A 7,451-nucleotide genomic window follows, 5' to 3' on the forward strand; every position below is an offset into this window, starting at 1 on the left:
GCGGAATCTACTCGACCAGAGGCGAGGACGGCCGCTTCGCGCGGCTGCTTCCGGCGGGCCGGTCTGGAGCGGGGCAGACTGGCCCCCGGCCGCGTCGGCGAGATTCCTCGGTCGCCCCACCGTTCGTCCGTACGCAGGCGATGGTCGGGGCTCCCTCGGAATGACATCCACATGGATCTCGTTCAATCGGACCCGGCGGACACCTGGGCGAGGATCTCGTCCAGCCGCTCCGGAGCCAGGCCGGCACCCTCGGCACGCGCCCGCTCGGCCGCCGGCTCACCCAGCGCCTGGGCTGCCGCGGCCTCGATGCGGTCGAGGTCGGGGCCGCGCGGCGAGGGGGGCCGGCCCGCGAGGTCGCGCAGCGCCCGCGACGCGGCGGCGAGGCGCAGCGCGAGGGCGTGCTCGGCAGCGTCCGAGGCCAGCGCGGCCAGCCCCGCCAGGCAGTCGGGGACGTAGAAGCCGATGCCGTGCGGCACGGCGATCCGCAGCGCGCGCAGGTACGCCTCGCGCGCCCCGCTCCGGTCGCCGGCGAGGCGCAGGACGTCTCCCTGGACGCGCAGCGAGAGCACGAGCCAGACGTGCGTGCCGGTGCTCTCGTGCAGCTCGACGGATTCGCGCGCCAGCTCGGCGGCGCGCGCCGGCTCGCCGGTCAGCGCGAGCGCCTCGGCCAGGCCGGCGAGCGCCAGCCCGAAGGTGGAGCCCTGCATGACCTCGCGGCCGAGGACGGCGGCTTCCTCGAGCGGCGGCACCGCATCCGCCGGCCGGCCTCGCTCCAGCGCCGCCTCGGCCAGGCAGAAGCACGCGTAGCCGAGGAGCTGCTTGTCGCCGAGCGCGCGCAGCGTGCGCTCCGCGTCCCGCGTGAGCGCCTCCGCGCGGTCCAGCTCCCCGGCGCGGATCAGGGCCAAACTCAGGTTGAGCGAGCCGTAGGCGATGCTGCGGCCCTCGTTCAGCTCGCGCCTGAGCTCCAGCGCCCGCCCGTACAGCTGCAGGGCGCGGCCCACGTCTCCGCCCTGCAGGGCGGCGGCCCCCAGGTTCGTCAGCGAGAGCGCGATCCCGCGCGTGTCGCCGCGCCGCTCGTGGAGCGCCAGGGCCTCCTCCGTCAGCGTCCGCACGCGCTCCAGGTCGCCCGTGTAGAACGCCACCCACCCCATGTGGTTGAGCGTCTCGGCCACGCCGCGCGCGTCGCCCGCGGCGCGGTGGTGCGCGAGCACTTCTTCAAGCAGGGTGGTCCCCTCGCCCAGGTCCCCCTGCTCGTAAGCCAGGATGGCCGCGCCCGAGAGCACGCGCGCGCGGAGCGGCTCGTCCGCCGCCGCGTGGGGGAGCGCGAGCACCGCGCGGAGCCGCCGCCGCCCTTCCGTGTGGAAGCCGCGGATGAGCCAGAAGCGGCAGAGGGCCGCGCCCAGGCGGAGCGCGCGCGCCGCGTCGCCGGCGCGGACGGCCCAGTCCAGCGCCGCGCGCAGGTCGTCGTGCTCGCGCTCCAGGCGGGGGAGCCAGAGCGGCTGGCCGGCGCCCGCCAGCTCGGGGGCGGCCCGCTCCGCCAGGGCGGTCGTCACGTCGGCGTGGGCCGCGCGCGTGGACGCCTCCTCGCCCGCGGCGGCCAGGCGCTCCAGCGCGAACTCGCGCACCGTCTCCAGCATCCGGAAGCGCGGCTCGTCGTCCTCTCCCGGCTCCTCCTGCCGCAGCAGGCTCTTGTCGACCAGCGCGGACACGGCCTCCAGCGCGGGCAGCACCGGCCCGCCGGCCGCGGAAGAGACCGCCTCCGCCGCCTCCAGCGAGAAGCCGCCGGCGAACACCGCCAGGCGCCGGAAGGTGGCCTGCTCGCCCGCGTCGAGGAGGTCGTAGCTCCAGCCGATCGCCTGCCTGAGCGTGCGGTGCCGGTCCGGCAGGTCGCGCGGCCCGCCGCTCAGCAGCTCCAGCCGGCGGTCCAGCCGCGCCAGCAGCGCGCGCGGCGAGAAGAGCTTGACGCGCGCGGCGGCGAGCTCGATCGCCAGCGGGAGGCCGTCCAGGCGATGGCAGATCTCCGCCACGGCGACCGTGCTCTCGTCGTCCAGGCCGAACCCGGGCTTCACGGCGGCGGCGCGCTCGGCGAAGAGCTGCACGGACGGATAGGCGCGCAGCAGGGCGGCGTTTCCCCCCGCCGCGGCGCCGGGCGTCGGCAGCGGCGCCACCGGGTACTCGCGCTCCATCGACAGCCGCAGCGCGAAGCGGCTGGTCACCAGCGCCTTCACGCCCGGGCACGACGCCACCAGCCGTGCCACCCCCGTGGCGGCGCCCAGCACGTGCTCGAAGTTGTCCAGCACCAGCAGGAGCCGCCGCTCGCGCAGCTGCTCGACCACGGCGTCGAGCGGCTCCTGCCCGGCGCGCGGCGAGACCGCCAGCGTCTGGGCGACCGCCGCGAAGACCAGGGGCGGCTCGGCGATCGGGGCCAGGGCGACGAACGCGACGCCGCCCGGGAAGTGGGGGATGCAGCGCGCCGCCGCCTCGATCGCCAGCGACGTCTTGCCGGTCCCGCCCGTGCCGGTGAGGGTGAGCAGGCGCACGTCGTCGCGCCGGAGCAGCCCGCTGACCGCCGCCAGCTCTTCGTCGCGCCCGATCAGCGGCAGCGCGCGCCCGGGGAGGCTGACGCCGGGGGCGCCGGCCGTGCGCAGCGGCGGGAACGCGGCCGGCAGGCCCTCGGCGCGCACCTGGTAGAGCCGCTCCGGCCGGGGCAGGTCCTTGAGCGCGTGCTCGCCCAGGTCGACCAGCTCGACGCCGGGGAGGTCGCCGGCCGCCAGCTGGCGGGTGGCCTCGGAGAGCACGACCTGCCCCCCGTGCGCGGCCGACATGATGCGCGCCGCGCGGTGCACGTCGAGCCCGGTGTAGCCGGAGCCGGAGGCCACGGGCTCGCCCGTGTGCAGCCCCATCCGCACGCGCACGGCGGCGCCGTCGGGCCACGGGTGCGAGAGGAGCGCGCGCTGCGCCTCGATCGCTGCGGCCAGGGCGTCGCGCGCCCGCTCGAACGCCACGAAGAGCCCGTCGCCCGCGGTGTCGACCAGCCGCCCGCCGTGGCGCTCGCACGCGCCCATGGCCAGCCGCCGCTGCTCCTCGAGCACCGCGGGGTACGCCGCCCCGATCTGCTGCAGCAGGCGGGTGGACCCCTCCATGTCGGTGAAGAGGAAGGTGACGGTGCCGCGGGGCCCGGCCGCTCCCGGTTCGGGCTGCATCGTGGGTGGTCTCTCCTGGACGGCGGTCGGACCGTACGGTGTGGACTGATAATTAAGCGCGGCGGGCGGGATGGGCAAACCCGGCGGCGCGGCTGCCGATCCCCTTTCGTTCTCCGGCCGCCGAGGTCACACTTCACCCGGATCGGCATCGTCGGGATCGCGCGATGGCGAGAGCGACCGCGAGGAGGTGAGAACATGCGAAAACCGCTGGCGGCGGCCATCAGCGCGGTGTTCTTCGCGCTGGCGCCGGGCGTGGTGGCGGGGGCGGTCCCGTGGTGGCTCACCGGGTGGCGGCTGGGCCTGCCGCTCGGCTCCTGGCTGCCGGTGCGGCTCGTGGGTGCTCTCCTCCTGGTGACGAGCGTGCCGGTGCTGGTGCACGCGTTCGCCCGCTTCGTCGCGCAGGGGAGGGGAACGCCGGCCCCGGTCGCGCCGACGGAGCGGCTCGTGGTGACCGGGGCCTACCGCTACGTGCGCAACCCGATGTACCTGGCGGTGCTGGCCGCGATCGTCGGCCAGGCGATGCTGCTCTGGCAGGGCGTGCTCCTGACGTACGCCGCCGTGACGTGCGCGTTCTTCGTGGCGTTCGTGAAGGCGTACGAGGAGCCCACGCTCGCGCGGCAGTTCGGCGAGCAGTACGCGGCGTACCGGCGGGCGGTGCCGGGGTGGTGGCCGCGCCGGCGCCCCTGGGCCGGACCGCTCGACGGGTGAGACGAGAAAACTACAACTGCTTGTCTCACGCAGAGACGCAGAGACGTAGAGAAACCCCTGGCAGTTCTCTGCGCCTCTGCGTCTCTGCGTGAGGCTTGCCGTTTTTTCGGATTTTGAGATCTTCTCCCCATGATCCCCGCCCGCCGTCTCACCCTCGCGCTGCTGCTCGGCGCGGCCGCGCTGTCCGCCGCGCCTCGGCTCCGCGCCCAGGCGGACGGGGCGCCGCTCTGCGCGTCGACGGACACGGCGGCGACCGCGCCCAGCCGCGACCTGTACTGCCTGGACCTGGTCCCCGTGCCGGGGCTGCGCCAGGCGTCGGGCACCGTGGAGCTGGGCACGGTGCCCTCGCCCTTCGGCGTCGCGCTCACGGCGGACGGGCGGCACCTCTACGATCTCTCGATCACGCTGCGGGACCTGCCCCCGCCCGCGTCGCTCGGGCCCTACACCACCTACGTGGCCTGGGCGGCGCCGCCGTCGCTGGAGCCGATGCTCCGGCTGGGCGCGGTGGCCGCGGGCCGCACCCGGCTCGGGCGCGTGGCGCTCAACAAGTTCCTGGTCTTCGTCAGCGCCGAGCCCTCGGCCGACGCGCCCCGGCGCACCGGCCCGCTGGTGCTGCGCGGCGCCTCGCCGAGCATGCGGATGGGCGACACGCACCTGCTCGGGCTCGGGTCGGGCTCCGCCGCGCACGAGCACCACTCCGCGGCAAGCGGCTGGCCGATGCCGCCGCCCCCGGACCCCCGCGTGGCGCCGATGCCGATGCCGGGGCTGGAGAACGCCGTCCCCGCCGCGGCGCCGTACCTGCCGGGCGAGGGCGTCGATCCCGCCCGCCTCCCCCTGGCGCGCCCCCGCGAGCTGCGCGACCTGGCGGACGGGGACACGCTGCGGCTGGAGGCCGGCCTGGTGCGGCGGCGGCTCAAGGGGCGGAACCTGGTGATGTTCGCCTTCAACGGCCAGCACCCGGGGCCGCTGGTCCGCGTCCCGCAGGGCGCCACCCTCTTCGTCGACTTCCGCAACGCCACCGAATGGCCGACGGCGGTCCACTGGCACGGCGTGCGGCTGGACAACGCCTTCGACGGCGTCCCCCACCTCACGCAGGAGCTGGTGGAGCCCGGCGGGCGCTTCCTCTACCGGGTCCACTTCCGCGACGCCGGGATCTACTGGTACCACCCGCACCACCGCGCCGACCTGCTGCAGGACCTGGGGCTGGCGGGGAACCTCCTGGTGCGCCCCTCCGAGCCCGGCTACTACGGGCCGGCGCACCGCGAGGAGGTGCTCATGCTCGACGACCTCCTGCTGGGCGAGGCCGGGCTGGTGCCGTACGGGCGGGAGCGCGCCACCCACGCGGTGATGGGGCGCTTCGGCAACGTGCCGCTCGTCAACGGCGAGCCGCGCTGGCGCCTCGACGCGCGGCGGGGCGAGGTGGTCCGCTTCCACCTCACCAACGCCAGCAACGTCCGGGTCTTCAACCTCTCCTTCGCCGGGGCGCGCATGAAGGTGGTGGCCACCGACGTGGGGCGCTTCGAGCGCGAGGAGTGGGTGGAGAGCGTGGCGATCTCCCCGGCCGAGCGCTACGTGGTGGACGTGCGCTTCGACGCGCCGGGCGAGCACGCCCTCCTCAACCGCGTCCAGGCGCTGGACCACGGCGCGGACCGCTTCTTCGCGGCCGAAGACACCCTGGGCACCGTCCACGTCTCCGCCACGCCGGCCACGCCCGACCTCGCCGACGCGTTCGAACGGCTGCGCGAGCACGGCGAGGTGATCCGCGAGGTCGAGCGCTACCGGCGCCACTTCGGCCGCGCGCCCGACCTGGAGCTGGTGCTGACGCTGGAGAACCGCGGGCTGCCCCTCGCCCTGGAGCAGCTCCTCCGGCTCGACGCGCCGTACTTCAACCCGGTCGAGTGGGCCGGCACCATGCCGATGATGGACTGGCTCCCCACCACCGGCCAGGTGCGCTGGGTGCTGCGCGAGCCGGCCACCGGGCGCGAGAACGAGGGCGTGGGCTGGCGCTTCCGCGTGGGCGACGTGGTGAAGGTCCGCTTCCACAACGACCGCGCCGCGCTGCACGCCATGCAGCACCCGATGCACGTGCACGGGCAGCGCTTCCTGGTGCTGGCCGTCAACGGCGTCCCCACCGCCAACCGCGCCTGGAAGGACACGGTGCTGGTGCCGGTGGGCGCCACCGTCGACGTGCTGCTGGAGCTCTCCAACCCGGGGCGCTGGATGCTGCACTGCCACGTCTCCGAGCACCTGGAGGCCGGGATGCAGACGGTCTTCGAGGTGCGGTGAAGAGATCCTGAGCGGACGTCACGACTGCACCACGGAACGCGGTCATCCTGAGGGCGCACGCACCGAAGCCGCCTCTGCACGGAAGCTCGTGCGCCCGAAGGATCTGCGGACGGGGACCCGCGCGAGCGCCAGGCTCACGCTCGGACCCGACCCGCAGATCCTTCGTCGCCGCCCGGGATCTCGTCACTCCGACGGTTCCGCGCGGCGGCTCCTCAGGATGACAGCGCTGGGTCGTGCTCGTAGAGACCCGTCTCCCGAAATGCTTGACCGGCTGCCTTGGAGCGGCCCACTATCGGTGAGGCCCGACCGCCAACCACCCCCACGGAGGCGCCCCCCATGAGACGGATCCGAGTCGCCGCGCTCCTCGCCCTCGCGCTCGGCAGCGCGACCGCGGCGCACGCCCAGCGCTTCGACGCGCTCAGGCCCAACGTCCGCAGCTTCGTGAGCGTCTCCGAGCCGGTGGTGGCACTCACCAACGTGCGGGTGATCGACGGCACCGGGGCGGCGCCCGCGGCGGGCCAGACCATCGTGATCGAGAACGGCCGCATCGCCGCGGTGGGGCCGGCCGCGTCGGTGCGGGTCCCAGCGGGCGCGCGGGTGATGGACCTCTCCGGGCACACGGTGATCCCCGGGCTGGTGGGGCTGCACGACCACACCTTCTACACGACGCCGCGCCGGCGCGTGCAGGCCAACTTCACCGCGCCCAGGCTGTACCTGGCGAGCGGGGTGACCACCATCCGCACCACCGGGAGCGCCTCGCCGTACGACGAGCTGAACCTGAAGCGCGCCATCGACGACGGCGAGGCGCCGGGGCCGCACATGTTCATCACCGGCCCCTACATCACGGGCGAGAACGCCGGGGGCCAGATGTACGCCGCCGCCACGCCCGAGGAGGCGCGGCGCGTGGTGGCGTACTGGGTCGACGAGGGGGTGAACTGGTTCAAGTTCTACACGTCGATCAGCCGCGAGGCGATGCGGGCGGCGATCGAGGAGGCGCACCGGCGCGGGGCGAAGTTCACCGGGCACCTCTGCTCGGTGGGCTTCCGCGAGGCGGTGTCGCTCGGCATCGACAACCTGGAGCACGGCTTCCTCACCAACAGCGAGTACACCCCCGGCAAGAAGCCCGACGAGTGCCCGGCGAACATGGCCCAGGGGCTCGCGGCGGTGGACCTGGCGGGCCCCGAGGTGCAGGCGACCTTCCGCGAGATGGTGGCGCGCGGGGTGGGGATGACGAGCACCCCGGCGGTCTTCGAG

The 7,451-nt window shown here is 75.0% G+C and carries 4 protein-coding genes; 3 read left to right on the forward strand and 1 reads right to left on the reverse strand.

The annotated features are described in order from the left end of the window. Positions 1-182 precede the first annotated feature (182 nt). Positions 183-3,203, reverse strand: a complete 3,021-nt coding sequence (locus tag VF746_26650) for a tetratricopeptide repeat protein (protein HEX8696024.1) — start codon at positions 3,201-3,203, stop codon at positions 183-185. A 195-nt stretch (positions 3,204-3,398) separates the two neighbouring features. Between VF746_26650 and VF746_26655 the strand changes: the two genes are divergently transcribed. From VF746_26655 to VF746_26665, 3 genes are all read left to right on the forward strand, one after another. Continuing rightward, positions 3,399-3,911, forward strand: a complete 513-nt coding sequence (locus VF746_26655; GenBank protein ID HEX8696025.1) for an isoprenylcysteine carboxylmethyltransferase family protein — start codon at positions 3,399-3,401, stop codon at positions 3,909-3,911. A gap of 129 nt (positions 3,912-4,040) precedes the next feature. After that, positions 4,041-6,197 (forward strand): multicopper oxidase family protein, encoded by a 2,157-nt coding sequence (locus tag VF746_26660; protein HEX8696026.1) that lies wholly within the window; start codon positions 4,041-4,043, stop codon positions 6,195-6,197. A gap of 336 nt (positions 6,198-6,533) precedes the next feature. Continuing rightward, the coding region (locus VF746_26665) for an amidohydrolase family protein (GenBank protein ID HEX8696027.1) at positions 6,534-7,451 on the forward strand (918 nt) is incomplete at its 3' end.

The organism is Longimicrobium sp., assembly GCA_036389795.1.
Lineage (GTDB): Bacteria > Gemmatimonadota > Gemmatimonadetes > Longimicrobiales > Longimicrobiaceae > Longimicrobium.

Bases quoted from the DNA above. Each gene is read 5' to 3' on its own strand.
- VF746_26655 (HEX8696025.1), top strand. From the start codon at position 3,399: ATGCGAAAACCGCTGGCGGCGGCCATCAGCGCGGTGTTCTTCGCGCTG.
- VF746_26660 (HEX8696026.1), top strand. From the start codon at position 4,041: ATGATCCCCGCCCGCCGTCTCACCCTCGCGCTGCTGCTCGGCGCGGCC.
- VF746_26650 (HEX8696024.1), bottom strand. From the start codon at position 3,203: ATGCAGCCCGAACCGGGAGCGGCCGGGCCCCGCGGCACCGTCACCTTC.